At 72.3% G+C, this 14,090-nt stretch carries 12 protein-coding genes; 10 read left to right on the top strand and 2 right to left on the bottom strand.

The window, feature by feature from the left end; translation table 11 throughout:
- Window position 1 precedes the first annotated feature (1 nt).
- The 3 genes from AB0L34_RS09380 (at window position 2) to AB0L34_RS09370 (ending at window position 2,839) form a co-directional block, all read left to right on the top strand.
- Entirely contained in the window at window positions 2-1,138 is a 1,137-nt protein-coding gene (locus AB0L34_RS09380; RefSeq protein ID WP_363703351.1) for a sensor histidine kinase, read from the top strand.
- Complete coding sequence (locus AB0L34_RS09375) at window positions 1,135-1,821, top strand: response regulator transcription factor (RefSeq protein ID WP_363703349.1); 687 nt, start codon at window positions 1,135-1,137, stop codon at window positions 1,819-1,821. Before AB0L34_RS09380 ends, AB0L34_RS09375 begins: the two co-directional genes overlap by 4 nt.
- A 202-nt stretch (window positions 1,822-2,023) precedes the next feature.
- Window positions 2,024-2,839, top strand: a complete 816-nt coding sequence (locus AB0L34_RS09370) for a hypothetical protein (protein ID WP_363703347.1) — start codon at window positions 2,024-2,026, stop codon at window positions 2,837-2,839.
- A 445-nt stretch (window positions 2,840-3,284) separates the two neighbouring features.
- Here the strand turns inward: AB0L34_RS09370 and AB0L34_RS09365 are convergent, their stop codons facing one another.
- Together AB0L34_RS09365 and AB0L34_RS09360 are read right to left on the bottom strand one after the other, a co-directional pair.
- A complete protein-coding gene (locus tag AB0L34_RS09365; RefSeq protein ID WP_363703345.1) occupies window positions 3,285-3,896 on the bottom strand; it encodes a dihydrofolate reductase family protein in 612 nt (203 codons plus the stop codon).
- A 181-nt stretch (window positions 3,897-4,077) separates the two neighbouring features.
- On the bottom strand, window positions 4,078-4,821 hold the full coding sequence (locus AB0L34_RS09360; RefSeq protein WP_363703343.1) for a GntR family transcriptional regulator: 744 nt from the start codon (window positions 4,819-4,821) through the stop codon (window positions 4,078-4,080).
- Between the two features lie 278 nt (window positions 4,822-5,099).
- Between AB0L34_RS09360 and AB0L34_RS09355 the strand changes: the two genes are divergently transcribed.
- The 7 genes from AB0L34_RS09355 to AB0L34_RS09325 are packed head-to-tail and all read left to right on the top strand — an operon-like array spanning window position 5,100 to window position 13,858.
- Window positions 5,100-6,200: an ABC transporter substrate-binding protein gene (locus AB0L34_RS09355; protein WP_363703341.1), complete on the top strand. Its 1,101-nt coding sequence runs from the start codon at window positions 5,100-5,102 to the stop codon at window positions 6,198-6,200.
- A 25-nt stretch (window positions 6,201-6,225) separates the two neighbouring features.
- Window positions 6,226-7,761 (top strand): sugar ABC transporter ATP-binding protein, encoded by a 1,536-nt coding sequence (locus AB0L34_RS09350; RefSeq protein WP_363703339.1) that lies wholly within the window; start codon window positions 6,226-6,228, stop codon window positions 7,759-7,761.
- Window positions 7,758-8,717: an ABC transporter permease gene (locus tag AB0L34_RS09345; RefSeq protein ID WP_363703337.1), complete on the top strand. Its 960-nt coding sequence runs from the start codon at window positions 7,758-7,760 to the stop codon at window positions 8,715-8,717. The genes AB0L34_RS09350 and AB0L34_RS09345 overlap by 4 nt, the downstream gene beginning before the upstream one ends.
- Window positions 8,714-9,733: an ABC transporter permease gene (locus AB0L34_RS09340; RefSeq protein ID WP_363703335.1), complete on the top strand. Its 1,020-nt coding sequence runs from the start codon at window positions 8,714-8,716 to the stop codon at window positions 9,731-9,733. The genes AB0L34_RS09345 and AB0L34_RS09340 overlap by 4 nt, the downstream gene beginning before the upstream one ends.
- Window positions 9,726-10,610, top strand: coding sequence for a 3-hydroxy-5-phosphonooxypentane-2,4-dione thiolase (lsrF, locus tag AB0L34_RS09335; RefSeq protein ID WP_357461168.1), 885 nt, complete (start codon window positions 9,726-9,728; stop codon window positions 10,608-10,610). Before AB0L34_RS09340 ends, lsrF begins: the two co-directional genes overlap by 8 nt.
- A 60-nt stretch (window positions 10,611-10,670) precedes the next feature.
- Entirely contained in the window at window positions 10,671-12,332 is a 1,662-nt protein-coding gene (locus AB0L34_RS09330) for a glycerol-3-phosphate dehydrogenase/oxidase (protein ID WP_363703333.1), read from the top strand.
- Complete coding sequence (locus AB0L34_RS09325) at window positions 12,329-13,858, top strand: FGGY-family carbohydrate kinase (RefSeq protein WP_357461161.1); 1,530 nt, start codon at window positions 12,329-12,331, stop codon at window positions 13,856-13,858. Before AB0L34_RS09330 ends, AB0L34_RS09325 begins: the two co-directional genes overlap by 4 nt.
- Window positions 13,859-14,090 lie beyond the last annotated feature (232 nt).

Raw genomic sequence — 14,090 nt, 5'->3', positions numbered from 1 at the left:
AATGGGTCTTCACGATCGGCTGAGCCGGCCGGCCGATGTCGGCCTCGGCGTCCTCTCCGCCGCCGTACTCGCCCTCCAGGCGGTCGCGATCGCGCAGACCTGGGGTGGCGGCTACTGGCAGTTCGACTGCGCCGCCGGCGCGGTGACGTACGGAACTGTCCTGCTCCGCCGGCGTCACCCGGCCGGGGCAGCCGTTGCGGGCCTCGCCGTCGCGGCGACCGCCATCCTGGTCGCCCGACTTGCTCACCTGCCCGCCGAGCCCAGCCCCGCCATGGTTCTCATCCTGTCCGTGCTCGTCGGCTCGGCGGTCAGGGCGCTCCCCCTGCCGTTGGCCGGCGCCGTCGCGGCCGCCGGGCTCGCAGTGGTCGCCGGTACCCGGCTCGCCTTCCCCGCCGACTCGGGAAGCCGGGCCGTGACGTCGTGGAACGCGGCCGGATGGCTCGCGGCTGTCGCGCTCGGGCTGGGTCTACGGTTGCTCGACGCCCGCGGCCGGGCCGTCGCCGAGCAGGTGCGCCGGGACGAGCGCATGAGTCTGGCCCGGGAACTGCACGACGTCGTCGCCCACCACGTCACCGGCATCGTGCTCCAGGCCCAGGCCGCCCAACTCGTCGCCGGCAGGCGCCCGGAGGCGCTGGCCGGCGTACTGTCCGGCATCGAGCAGGCCGGCTCCGACGCGTTGGCCGCGATGCGGCGCGTCGTCACCCTGCTGCGCGACAGCGACGACGCGCCGCCAGCCGCCGTCGTTCCCGAGCGGCTCAGCGAGTTGGTCAACCGCTTCGGCGGCCACGGACCCACGGTGCGACTGCGGATGCCCGACGGCGAACCCGAATGGCCACCCGAGGTGACCAGCACCGTCTACCGGATCGTCCAGGAATCGCTGACCAACATCTCCCGCCACGCCGCCCACGCCCACTCGGTCATGGTCACCGTCACCCAGGATCGGTCGGCCATCACCGTCGAGGTCGCCGACGACGGCAGACCGGTCCGAGCTCGGCCCCACCACCTCGGCGGGTACGGCCTCGTCGGGATGCGCGAACGCGTCGAAGCCCTCGGCGGCACGCTGCGGGCCGGCCCGCGAGAGGGCTCCGGCTGGTGCGTACACGCCACCCTGCCCGTCCCCACCCCGGAGCCGCGATGACCATCACCGTCCTGCTCGCCGACGACCAGGCGATGGTACGCAGCGGCCTGCGGCTCATCCTGGAGAATCAGCCCGACATCAGCGTGGTCGCGGAGGCCGCGGACGGTGTCGAGGCGCTCGCCGCGGCCCGACGACTCCGCCCGGACGTGTGCCTCGTCGACATTCGGATGCCCCGCCTCGACGGCATCGAGGTGACCCGCGCGCTGGCGGGTCCCGGCGTCGTCGACCCGCTGCGGGTGGTCGTGGTCACCACCTTCGACCTCGACGAGTACGTCTACGGTGCGCTGCGTGGCGGGGCGGTCGGTTTCGTCCTCAAGGACGCCGGCCCCGCGCTGCTCGTCGAGGCCGTTCGGGCCGCCAGCGTCGGCGACGCGCTGATCTCCCCGTCGGTCACGCTGCGGCTGCTGCGCCACCTGGCGGTCACCGCATCACCCGGGAAGTCGGGACGTCAGCCGCTCCGGCCACTGTCCGAACGGGAGACCGAGGTGGTCAGGGCCATCGCCGCCGGCCGTACGAATCAGGAGATCGCCGCCCAGCTGTTCATCTCCCTCAGCACCGTCAAGAGCCACGTGTCCGGCATCCAGACCAAGCTCGGCGTCCGCAACCGGGTGGAGATCGCCGCCTGGGCCTGGGAAAACCGCATAGTGGGCGGCGGCCGGCAGTCGGATCTCGGGCCAGGGTGACCGGACGGGAACCGAGGCGGCCCACCCGGCGTACCTCTGGGCGGCCAGGCGAACGGTCCGTGCCGACCCCACGACGGGACAGGGCTGCCGGACGCTTCGACCGACGCCTCGACCCGCTCGCCGGCAACCGCCGAGATTTGGCGCGCGCTCACTAGGCTGTTGCATGATCCTGGGCACAAGTCGACAGCGATAAGGGCGCCACATGACCGACAGTCACCCTCCGCGCGGAGGGCAGCCGGATCCGAACGTCAACCCCCGGAGCGGGCCGGCACCGCAGGGCAGACACCCCGGAGACGGCCAGCCACGGCAGGCACCGCGGTTCGAGGCTCCGGCCCTGCCGCCGCAGAAGCCGAAAAGGGCTCTGGTCATCGGTCTGGCCGCCGCCGTGGTGGCCCTGCTCGTACTCGCCGGCGTCGGGTTGGCCCTCGTCGACGACGACGAACAGACCCCGAGCGCAACCAGCGGCGGGCCGGGCGCGGACGCCACCCCCACCCCTGGGGGGTCCGAGTCGCAGGAGCCCGGCGACAACGCGGTGACCGCCCGCTCCGACAGCGACCTGGGCAACGTCTGCGAGGGCAGCCAGATCCTCAACGCGGCGCCCTACGACGGGCCGTCGGGCGCGAAGGCGTACACGTTCGCGAACTCCCCCGACCAGCCGGCGCGCTGGTCGTCGACGTCGATTCCCTCGAACAAGCCGTACTACGCCGGGAGCACCGACTTCAAGTCGGTGTCGGTGGTCGGCTGCCTGGAGTTCGTGGGGGGCGAGGGCACGCCCATCGAGTGCGAGTACAAGGACACCCTTCTCAAGCAGTTCACCATCGACTACGTCTCGTCGCGCTACAAGCTGACCTTCTACGCGGCGAAGACCGCCGAGAAGATCGGCGACGGCGGCATCGTGAGCACCCCGGCGAACCGGTGCCCGAACTTCCTCTCGCAATACAACAAGAACACCATGAGGGTGTACGCGTCGCCGGACACCGACACCATCGAGGCGGCCCTGGACAAGTTGCTGTCCTGAGGCCGACCGGTCGACCTCGGGAGGGACGGTGGCCCGCCCCTCCCCGACGCCCACAGGCCGCCTCTGCGGACCCGCGCCCGCCACCGACCGCACCGGCGCGCGCCGGGTTCGCCGAGTCAGGGCGCGGGGCCGGCGAGCCTCGCCTGATCGGTCGGGGCATCACGCTTCGGCACTGGCTGGCGCTGGCCAACTACCTGGCCGAGCATGACCGAAAGGGCACCAGGGCCTTACTCGCGCAGATCGGGCCCTACCTCGGAAGCACCGCGGCGTACGGCTACTTCTGGATGCGGCAGACCGAGGGCTTCCACGCCGTCCGGAAGTGGGCCGAGTGAATGAGCACGGCGCTCGCCGCGGGCTGGCCGGTTCATGGTGACGGCGGGCCGCTGCGCTTCACGCTCGGTCGGGACCGCGAACGGCTGGAGCCCGCGTCCGGCGCGACGCACCGTTAGACGGCGAGGTTGCCGTAGCTCGGGATGCCTGCCGTCGTGTAGGTCAGTTGCAGTGCGCCGTTGGAGTGGGTGATCGACTCGGAGAGCCGGAAGGCGGTGGGCACGGTGCCCCCCGCGAACAGCCGCTTGCCGCTGCCGAGCACCAGCGGATAGAGCCACAGGTGCAGCCGGTCGACGAGGCCGAGGCGCAGCAGCGACTGCACCAGGTCGAGGCTGCCGATCACGTGGAGCTCGTCGTGGCGATCCTTCAGCCCGGCAACGCCCTCGGCGAGATCGCCGCCGACGAGCGTCGATCCCTCCCACCCCAACGGCTCGGCAAGCGTACGGCTCGCCACATACTTGGGCACCCGGTTGAGCAGGCCGGTGAAGGGGATCTCCGCAGGCGCCTTCGGCCAGTAGGCGGCGAAGATCTCGTACGTCTTCCGACCCAGCAGCAGCGCGTCCATGCTCGCGGCCTGCTCGAACATGGCACTGCCGGACTCCTGGTCCACCAGCGGCGCCTGCCACCCGCCATGCGCGAAGCCGCCGTTGCGGTCCTCGTCGGGCGCCCCCGGCGCCTGCGCCACACCGTCCAGCGTCACGAACTCCGTCACGACGAGCTTGCCCATCTGCCGCTCCCTCCACTCCCCGATCCGCCCCTCGACCAGACCGCGCGACGGATCGAGAACCATCGGCCCGATCCGTGGGCCGAAGCCAGCACTGCCGCCTACCGGCCGCCCCTGGGAGCAACGATCCGACGCGCGGTCGGTTTCAGGACGGTGGGCACCCGCCGCTCGGGTGCTGCTGAGGTCAGCGGATGCCGACGAAGAAGCGGGTCTGGTCGCTGCGATGCAGTGCGTAGTAGGCCTCGAACCGGGTGCCGTCCGGCAGCCAGGCCACGGACTCGATGCCGAGCAGGGGCGTCGAGGCGGTGACCTCGAGCAGGGCGGCGTCCTCGGGTTCGGGGAAGACGGCTTCGATCCAGCGGTCGGCCCCGACAGGTTCGAGCCCGTACCGGCGGCGCAGCACGTCGTAGAGGGACTGGTTCTCCAGGACGGCGCGGTCCAGGCCGGGCACCAGCCGGGCGGGCAGCGCGGTGTCGACGAGCAGCCAGGGCTGGCCGTCGACACCCCGGAGCCGGCGCATCCGCACGACCGGCTCGCCGACCGGAATCTGCAACAGGTCCGCCTCGCGCTGGTCCGCCGGGCTGAGGCTCTGGCTGATCGTGTGGGTGGTGACCCGGCGTCCCGACTCCCGCAGGTCGTCGGCGGAGCCGGACACGGAGCCGACGAAGCGCAGCTCTGTCTTGCGGGGAGCGACGAAGGCGCCCCGCCCCTTGACCTTGTAGATCATCCGTTGCTGGACGAGCTCACGCAGCGCCTCACGGACGACGGTGCGGGAGACGCCATAGAGGTCGGTCAGCTCGGCCTCCGACGGCAACGGCTGGTCCGGGGCTATCTCACCGGCCTCGATCTGGCCGCGCAGCTCCCGCATCAGCTGCATCCACAGCGGCTCGCTCCCATCGCGGGTGAGCCGCCGGTACGTCATCGTCATGGACTTCCTTCCCCATCGACCGGATACAGCATGCCATGACCGTGCAGCCCTGTCATGACAGGAAGCGAGGGTCGTTTGCCAGCCCAATCACCGAATTGGCACGTTAACGTAACCACCATCACTGTGACTTGAAACACGTTTGTCATCTAGATCTAGCCAACCTGTCACTACAGGTCTGTAATGACTGGACCTCACCGCGGCCCCTCAGCTGCGGTCGGCTGACTGAGCACGTCCACTCCCGCTCCGACGGGTTTTCGCTCTATCTGGAGGCCCCCACCATGCGTACCCATCCCTCGTCCCGGCGGCGGCGCACCGCCGTCGTGGCCGCGCTCGTCGCGACGGTCGCGGTCACCGCGGCCGGCTGCGGCTCCGGCGCGAGCGGCGGCAACGCCAAGGACGGCGACAAGCCGTTCATCGCGCTGAGCAACGGCTTCATCGGCAACGGCTGGCGGCAGACCATGATCGCCAAGTTCGAGGCCGCCGCCACCAAGGCGCAGAGCGACGGGCTGATCGGCAAGTTCAAGGTCGTCAACGCCCCCGGCGAGAACTCGGCCACCGAGCAGGTCGCCCAGATCAAGAGCCTGCTGCTGCAGAAGCCGGACGCCCTGCTGATCGACCCGGCCTCGCCGACCGCGCTCAAGCCGGTCATCCAGCAGGCCTGCGACGCCGGCATCAAGGTCGTGGTCTTCGACTCGGCGATCGACGCCCCCTGCGCCCACGTGCTGCTCAACAGCTTCAAGGACTGGGCGACGGCCGCCGCCGAGCCGCTGGTGAAGGGCATCGGCGGCAAGGGCACGGTGATCGTCAGCCGGGGCGTGGTCGGCTCCCAGCCCGAGGCGGAGATGTACCAGACCACGCAGGACATCCTGGCCAAGAACCCGGACGTCAAGGTCGCCGCGACCGTCAACGGCATGTGCGACGGCGCCAAGGCGCAGAAGGCCGTGCTCGGTGTGCTGTCGAGCGTGCCGCAGGTCGACGGGGTCATCGGCTGTGGTGACGGCTACGGCGTCGCCCAGGCCTTCACCAGCGCGGGCAAGCCGGTCCCGGCGGTCACCTTCGAGACCAACGGTCGCGCGCTGAAGTACTGGCAGGACAGCAAGCTCGACAACGGCTCGGTCGCGGTCATGTCCGACCCGGGCCAGTCGGTCGCCGCCCTGTGGCAGGCGATCGACCTGCTCGACGGCAAGGACATCCCGAAGGAGATGACCTTCCCGATCGTGCTGGTGGAGCAGAAGGACGTCGCCGCGTGGGCCAGCGTCCTGAAGCCCGACGAGTACGCGGCATGGCCGTGGACCCAGGAGCTCTTCCGCAAGCAGGTCGAGGCCGTGAAGAGCGGCGGCGCCCCGGTGCAGCCGCCGATCCCGACGGCTGCCGGCTGACCAAAAAGCAACAGAGGAGCGCATCATGCACGTCGACAACCTGCCGGTGGGGTCGCACGCGGCCCCGCCGCAGGACGACCGGACGCCGTCCGCGGCGCCACCGGTCGTCACCGCGCGGCGGGTGACCAGGACGTACGGGCGCACCCGAGCCCTCACCGGGGTGGACCTCGACGTCCGCGCCGGTGAGGTGCTCGGCCTCGTCGGCCACAACGGCGCAGGCAAGAGCACGCTGATGCGCATCCTTGCCGGCCTGGAAGCGTGCGACGAGGGCATCGTCACCGTGGGTGGGCAGGAGGCGCCGCGCGCCGTCGCGCCGGGCTCCGAGCCGTTCCGTGCGGTCCGGATGGCCTACCAGGAGACGTCGCTCTGCCCCGACCTCACCGTCGCGGAGAACATCTGGGTCTCCTCCCGGCACTGCCTGCCCCGCCTGCGCTGGCGGCGGGCGGCCAGCGCCAAGGTCACCCGCCGGCTGGACGAGATGTTCCCGGGCCACGGGGTGTCGCCGCGGGACCGGGTCGAGGACCTGTCGCTGGCCCAGCGGCAGATGGTGGAGATCGCCCGGGCGAGCCTCGTCGATCGGCTCGACCTGCTGATCCTGGACGAGCCGACCGAGTCGCTCGGCCCGGACGCCGCGCGGTCGCTCTACGCGTACGTCCGGCGGCTCACCGCCCAGGGCACGGCCGTCCTGCTCATCTCGCACCGGATCCGTGAGGTGCTCTCCGTGGCCGACCGGGTCGCGGTGATGCGCGACGGCGCGGTCGTCGAGGAGCGGCCCGCGGCCGGCCTCAGCGAACAGGACGTGCTCACCCTGATGGGTGCGGAGGTGGCCGAGCCCGCCGCCGCGCCCGCCCCCGCCCGCGTGGCCGGCGACCGGCCGGTCGTCGGCGAACTGCGCGGCGCCACCGGCCACGGCCTGCACGACGTGTCGATCACGGTCGGCCGGGGCGAGGTCGTCGGGCTGGCCGGCCTCGCCGGCCAGGGCCAGCAGCAGGTGCTCGAACGGCTGTGGCGCCCCGTCCGGCGGGACACCACCATCGAGGGCACCCGCGCCTACGTGCCCGGTGACCGGCAGCGCTCCGGCATCCTGCCGCTGTGGTCCGTGGCGGAGAACCTCATCGTCACCGCCATGCGCGGCCTGGCCCGGTACGGCGTGCGCCGTACCGGCGCGGAGGAGGCCGCGGTCCGCGACTGGGTGGACCGGTTGGCCATCCGTGGCGGCGCCGACGCGGGCATGACCGAGCTCAGCGGCGGCAACCAGCAGAAGGTCATCGTGGCCCGGGCGTTCGCCTCCACGGCGGACCTGGTCCTGCTCGACGACCCGTTCCGCGGGGTCGACGTGCACACGAAGACCGACCTCTACACGCTCATCCGGCAGGAGGCGGCGGGCGGCCGCAGCGTGGTCTGGTACTCGAGCGAGAACGCCGAGATGGCGCACTGCGACCGGGTCTACGTGCTGCGCGCCGGCCGGGTCGTCGCCGAGCTGACCGGCGCGGAAATCTCCGAGGAACGGATCATCGCCGTCTCCTTCGCCGAATCCGAGCCCACGGGAGCACAGCGATGACGAATCTCGTCGCGACGGCGATGCCGTCGCGGGCCCTGCTGCGCCGCACCGGCCCCGCCATGGTCAGCGCGGTCGCCATGGTGGCCATGATCGCGGTCTGCGCGTCGCTGCAGTCCGACGTGCTGACCGTCCCCGGTCTCACCCTGGTCCTCTCGGCCACCGTGCCCCTGGTCATCGCGGCCCAGGCCCAGATGGTGCTCATGTCCGTGGGCGACATCGACCTCGGCATCGGCAACTTCGTCGGCCTGGTCACCGTCATCACCGCCACGAAGCTGGTCTCCTCCCCCGGCACCGGGGCGCTGATGCTGCTCAGCCTCGTGGCGGCCTACGCGGTGCTCGGCGCGTTGATCCACCTGCGCCGGGTGCCGTCACTGATCGCCACCCTGGGCGCCTCGTTCGTCTGGCTGGGACTGGGAATGTTCGTCCTGCCCACGCCGGGCGGCAGCACCCCCGAGTGGTTGGCGACCTTCGGCTCCTGGCAGCCGGGCGGCTTCCCCGCCCCGCTGCTGCCGATCCTCGTCGTCGCCGCGGTGGTCTGGCTGCTGTCCGCCCGCAGCTCCGTCGGGGTGCGGGTCCGCGCGCTGGGCAGCAACCCGGTCGCGTTGCAACGGGCCGGCCTGCGACCGCTGACCGCGCGGATCATCGCGTACGTCGTGGCCGGGGCGCTCGGCGTGCTCTCCGGGCTCGCCCTCGCGTCGCAGACCGGCGGCGGCGACGTCTCGTCCGCCACCAGCTACACCCTGATCACGGTCGCCGCGGTGATCCTCGGCGGCGGATCCTTCGCCGGCGGCACCGCCGTGCCGTGGGGCGTCGCCATCGGCGGCATCACCCTCGGCCTGGTCAGTGTCGTCCTCAGCCTGCTCGACGTGCCGTCGAACATGCAGTCGGCCGTACAGGGCGTGATCGTGCTGGCCGTGCTGGCCGGCCGCGCCGTGGTCGGAAAGGTGCTCCGATGACCCTCCGTACGCTCGCCCGCCCCTGGATCTGGGGCTTCGTCGCCGCCACGCTGGTCTGGGTCACCATCCTCGCCATCTCCAGTCAGGGCAGCGGGCAGACCGTCTCGCTCGCGCTGTCCCTGGCCCCGTACCTGGTCATCGTCGGCCTCGGCCAGATGCTGGTGATCACCGCGGGGCCGGGCAACATCGACGTGTCGGTGGCGCCGATCATCTCCCTCGCCGGTTTCGTCGCGGTCCAGGTGACCGCGTCGACCGGTTCGGTGCCGGTCGGCATCCTGGCCGGCATCGGGACCGGGCTGGCCGTCGCGGTGATCAGCGTGGTGGCGATCCTCGGGCTGTCCGTCCCGCCGATCATCGCCACCCTGGCCGCCGGGCTGATCGCCTCGTCGCTGACGCTGTCGCTGGCCGACGGCTTCACCGCGGTGCCCGACGACGGGCTGCGCAAGCTGCTCAACCTGCGCCCGGCGGGCGTACCCGTGCTCGCCGTCGCGGTGGCCGCGCTGACCGCGCTGGTCGTCGTCCTGCTCCGCCGCACGACGTACGGCCGCTCGCTGCTCGCGGTCGGGCAGAGCCGGCCGGCCGCGGAACGGGCCGGCATCCCCGTCACCCGGATCATCGGCACGACGTACCTGGCCAGTGGCGCCCTCGCCGGACTGGCGGGCGCGCTGCTCGCCGCCTACATCGCGCCGTCGCCCGACCTGGGCACGCGCTACCTGCTCGACTCGGTCGCCGTCGTCGTCATCGGCGGCACGCTCATCTCGGGCGGCCGGGCCGTGCCGGTCGGCATCTGGGGCAGCGCGCTCTTCTTCATCCTGCTCGACGGTCTCGTCAACCTCGTGGGCTGGAGCACGGCCGCGCAGAACCTGCTCAAGGGCGGCCTGGTGCTGTTCGTCCTCTTCCTCGCCGGTGGCGGAGCGCTCCGCACCGCCGGCGGGACCACCCGAACCCGTCGACGGCTGCGACCCGCGGCCGCGACAACCGCTGGAACTAGCACAGGAGAAAACAGCAATGGCTGACACCGACGGTCTGCTCGACGCCCGCGATTTCGGCGGGGCCGCCGCCACCGCCGCCGGGTTCCACGTCAAGGGAGCCCACGCCCAGGACTGGGGCCTGCAGAACCGGCTGTCCCGGATCTTCCGACCCGACAACGGCCGTACGGTGATGCTGGCCTTCGACCACGGCTACTTCCTCGGGCCGATGGCCGGCCTGGAGCGGCTGGACACCAACATCGCCCCGCTCGTGCCGGACGCCGACGCGATCATGATGACCCGCGGCGCCCTGCGCACCAGCATCCCGTCGCACAGCAACGCCGGTGTCGTGCTGCGGGCCAGCGGCGGGCCCAGCGTGCTGCGGGACCTCTCGGACGAGCACATCGCCCTGGACATCGAGGACGCGGTCCGGCTCAACGCCGCGGCGCTGGCGATCCAGGTGTTCATCGGCGGCGAGCACGAGTCCCGGTCGGTGGCGAACCTGGCGGCCCTGGTGGACGCCGGGCAGCGGCACGGCATCGCCGTGCTCGGCGTGACCGCCGTGGGCAAGGACATGGTCCGCGACGCGCGCTACTTCCGGCTCGCCACCCGGATCAGCGCGGAGATGGGCGCCCACATCGTCAAGACGTACTACGTCAACGAGGGCTTCGAGACCGTGACCGCGGCCTGCCCGGTGCCGATCATCGTCGCCGGCGGCAAGAAGCTGCCCGAGCTCGACGCGCTGACCATGGCGTACCGGGCGATGCAGGAGGGCGCGGCGGGCGTCGACATGGGCCGCAACATCTTCCAGAGCGAGTACCCGGCCGCGATGCTGGCCGCGGTCCGCGCCGTGGTGCACGACGACGCCAAGCCCGAGGACGCCTACGAGCTGTTCCGGGAGCGGTCGGCCTCTTCCGCGTCCTGATCATCGCCAGGGGTGCGGGCCTCCCACCCGGCCCGCACCCCTCATCTCCGGGAGCTCCTCATGCCACACCCACAGACCGGCGCCGACGACATCGTCGACCTCGTGGTCATCGGCGCCGGCATCAACGGCCTCGCCATCGCCCGAGACGCCGCCAGCCGGGGCCTCAGCGTCGTCGTGGTCGACCGCGGTGACGTCGGCGCCGGCACCACCGCCACCTCCAGCCGGCTCATCCACGGCGGCCTGAAGTACCTCGAGCGCTACGACTTCGCCCTGGTGCACGAGTCGATCCGGGAACGGCACCTGCTGTTCCGCACCGCGCCGCACCTGGTCCACGACTACCCCATGCTGATCCCGTTCTACGCCGGTGACAGCCGGCCGGGACCCCTGATCCGCCTCGGCCTGGCCGCGTTCGACGTCCTGGCCGCGGGCCGTGGGCGCGGACGCAGCCGGGGCATGTCCGCCCGGGCGATCGGCCGGCGCTGGCCGCACCTCTCGCGCAAGGGGCTGCGCGGCGGGGTGCTCTTCAACGACGCCCAGGTGCCGTGGGCCGAGCGGCTCTGCGTCGAACTGCTCATCGACGCCGAGCGGCTGGGCGCGCGGGTGCTGACCTACACGACGGTGACTGGTCTGCTCGTGACGGGCGGGCGGGTGGACGGGGTCCGGACCCGGGACAACCAGTCCGGGCGCGAGGGGGAGATCCGGGGACGGCTCACGATCAACGCGGCCGGGCCGTGGATCGACCGGATCCTCGACGGCCAGGTGGCGAGCGGGCGCCTCAACGGCGGCACCAAGGGCAGCCACATCATCATCGACCCGTTCCCGGGCGCCCCGGACACCTGCATCTTCTTCGAGGCCGCCGCCGACCGGCGACCGATCTTCATCTTCCCCTGGGAGGGCCGCTACGTCCTCGGCAGCACCGACCTCACGTACGAGGGTGACCTGGACGAGGTCGTCGCCAGCGACGCCGAGATCGACTACCTGCTCACCGAGGCCAACCGGTTGTTCCCCCAGGCCGGCCTCACCCCGGACGACGTGCTCTACAGCGTCGCCGGAATCCGCCCGCTGCCCTACACGGCCGGCGTGTCGGACAACGCCAAGATCAGTCGCGGGCACACGGTGCTCAACCACGCGCCCGCGTACGAGGGGCTGCTCACGATCATCGGCGGCAAGCTGACCACCCACCGGGCCCTCGCCGAGGACGCCACCGACGAGGCGCTGAAGGTGCTCGGCCGGCCGGCGCAACGGTGCACCACCCGTACCCGCCCGCTGCCCGGCGCCGACACGCCGGACTGGTACGCCTTCCGCGCGGACTTCGCGCGTTCGGCCACTCCGTTCACTCCGGCGCAGTCCGCCCGGCTGCTGGACATCTACGGCGTCCGGGCCCGCCAGGTACTCGAACTCGCCGTAGCCGACCCGACACTGGCCGAAGTCGTCGACGAGCGGACCGGGGCGGTCGCCGCCGAGATTGTCATGGCCTTCCGCGAGGAACGGGCCGTGACCTTGGCGGACGTGCTGCTGCGCCGTACGCTGATCGGCCTCGGCCCGGACATGGCGGTGTCGACGGCCGTGACCTGCGCGGACGTCGCCGTACGGCATCTCGGCTGGGACACCGAACGGGCCGACGCCGAGGTTGCCGCCTACCGGGCGGAGCTGCGGCGCTTCCGCCCGCGCGGGCTGAGCCTCGCCCCGGCGACCGGAACGAGCGACAGGAGGACGTCGTGACGACCCCGCACACCTGCTACCTCGGGGTCGACGTCGGCCTCACCGCCACCAAGGTGGCCGCCTTCGACGTCGTCGGCAACGAGCTGGCCGTCGTGCACGCCCGCACTCCGCGCACCAGCGTCACCGCCCACCGCCACGACGTCGACATGACCGCCCTCGCCGACACGGTGCTGTCGCTGCTGGCGGACGTCGCCGGCAAGCTGGCCGCCGAGGGGTACGCCCCGGCGGGCATCGGCGTGGCCGCACACGGCAACGGCATCTACCCGGTCGACGCGTCCCTGCGCCCGATCGGGCCGGCCATCGCCTCGTCGGACAGCCGGGCGCAGCACATCGTCCAGGCGATCCCGCCGGAGGGGGCCCGCCGGCTGGCCCGGGAGACCGGCTCGATCCCGTGGGCCGCCCAGCCCGCCGTCCTGCTGCGCTGGCTGCGGGACGCCGAACCGGCGACCTACGCCGCCACCCGGTGGGTGCTGTCCTGCAAAGACTGGGTCACCGCGCAGCTCACCGGCGTGGCCAGCGCGGACTACAGCGACGCCAGCGCGTTCGGCATGGTCGGGCTCGACACCCGCGCGTACACGCCCACGGCGCTCGAACTGGTGGGCCTGCCCGCCGCCGACCTGGACCGGTTCCCACCGCTGCGCCGGTCCGACGAGGTGGTCGCCGGTCTGAGCGCGGCGACGGCGGCCCGGACGGGGCTGCCCGAGGGCCTGCCGGTCATCGCCGGGTGCATGGACTGCGTGGCCGCCACACTCGGCGCCGGAGGTCGGGAGCTCGGGGACGGGACGATCATCGTCGGCACCTGGGCGATCAACGGCGTGGTGGTGCCCGCCCGCACCCCCGCCCCGGAGGTCACGCTCAGCGCCTTCATGCCCGATCCGGCCACGATGCTGGCCATGGAGGTGGCCCCCACGTCAGCCGCCAACCTCGACTGGCTCGCCTGCGCCGGGGTGCCCCACCAGCAGACCGGCGGCGTCGCCGCGGCGGAACTGCTGCAGGAGGCCGCCGCGGTGCCGCCCGGTGCCGACGGCCTGCTGTTCCTGCCCTTCGTCAACGGCTCGCCCGAGCATCCGTCGGCGTCCGGCACCTTCCTCGGCATCTCCAGCAACCATCGCCGGGGCCACCTCACCCGGGCGGTCATCGAAGGCGTCGCGCAGTACCACCGGGTGCAGCTCGACCGGGTGCTGGCCAGCGGCGCGGACGTCGGTGACCGGCCCTGGCGGCTGGCCGGCGGCGGAGCGCGGTCGACGGTGTGGGCGCAGATCTTCGCCGACGTGCTCGGCCGCCCGGTCCGGCGGCAGCTCACCAGCGAACTCGGTGCCCGGGGCGTCGCCTCCCTGCTGCCCGGCGCCCTCGGCCACGACGTGCCGCCGTGGACCGTCAACGACGAGGACGACCTCTGCGTGCACCCGGGGCCGAACCGCGCCGCCTACCGGGAACACGCCCAGGCGTTCGACCGCTGCCTCGCCGGGATGTCCGCCGTGTGGTCGGAGGTCGAGCGTTACCGCAGCGCTGGAGGAAACTCCTGACGTCGGGTGGCGGGTGACATCCGGCGGGCTTGAGGACTGTCCCGCCGGATGTGAGAAGGGTGAGCAGCCGCGGTGGATCGCCTCGGACGATTCGTGGGCCGCGATCGCACCGCTGCTGCTGCCCGGCCGCCCACCGGGCCCCGCCGTCGCTGACCCCGACGTGCGGGGCGTGGTCGATTTGGCGGTCCCCGGCCGGGCCACGGTCACACCGCGGGCGGCCGGCCCGTCTCAG

Origin of the sequence: Micromonospora sp. NPDC052213, from assembly GCF_040679695.1 — a bacterium.
GTDB lineage: Bacteria > Actinomycetota > Actinomycetes > Mycobacteriales > Micromonosporaceae > Micromonospora.
The sequence above is the reverse complement of the archived record's forward strand: the minus strand, read 5'-3'. Positions and strand labels throughout refer to the sequence as shown.

Bases quoted from the DNA above. Each gene is read 5' to 3' on its own strand.
- AB0L34_RS09360 (WP_363703343.1), bottom strand. From the start codon at position 4,821: ATGACGATGACGTACCGGCGGCTCACCCGCGATGGGAGCGAGCCGCTG.
- lsrF (WP_357461168.1), top strand. From the start codon at position 9,726: ATGGCTGACACCGACGGTCTGCTCGACGCCCGCGATTTCGGCGGGGCC.
- AB0L34_RS09380 (WP_363703351.1), top strand. From the start codon at position 2: ATGGGTCTTCACGATCGGCTGAGCCGGCCGGCCGATGTCGGCCTCGGC.
- AB0L34_RS09375 (WP_363703349.1), top strand. From the start codon at position 1,135: ATGACCATCACCGTCCTGCTCGCCGACGACCAGGCGATGGTACGCAGC.
- AB0L34_RS09370 (WP_363703347.1), top strand. From the start codon at position 2,024: ATGACCGACAGTCACCCTCCGCGCGGAGGGCAGCCGGATCCGAACGTC.
- AB0L34_RS09340 (WP_363703335.1), top strand. From the start codon at position 8,714: ATGACCCTCCGTACGCTCGCCCGCCCCTGGATCTGGGGCTTCGTCGCC.
- AB0L34_RS09355 (WP_363703341.1), top strand. From the start codon at position 5,100: ATGCGTACCCATCCCTCGTCCCGGCGGCGGCGCACCGCCGTCGTGGCC.
- AB0L34_RS09345 (WP_363703337.1), top strand. From the start codon at position 7,758: ATGACGAATCTCGTCGCGACGGCGATGCCGTCGCGGGCCCTGCTGCGC.
- AB0L34_RS09350 (WP_363703339.1), top strand. From the start codon at position 6,226: ATGCACGTCGACAACCTGCCGGTGGGGTCGCACGCGGCCCCGCCGCAG.
- AB0L34_RS09330 (WP_363703333.1), top strand. From the start codon at position 10,671: ATGCCACACCCACAGACCGGCGCCGACGACATCGTCGACCTCGTGGTC.
- AB0L34_RS09365 (WP_363703345.1), bottom strand. From the start codon at position 3,896: ATGGGCAAGCTCGTCGTGACGGAGTTCGTGACGCTGGACGGTGTGGCG.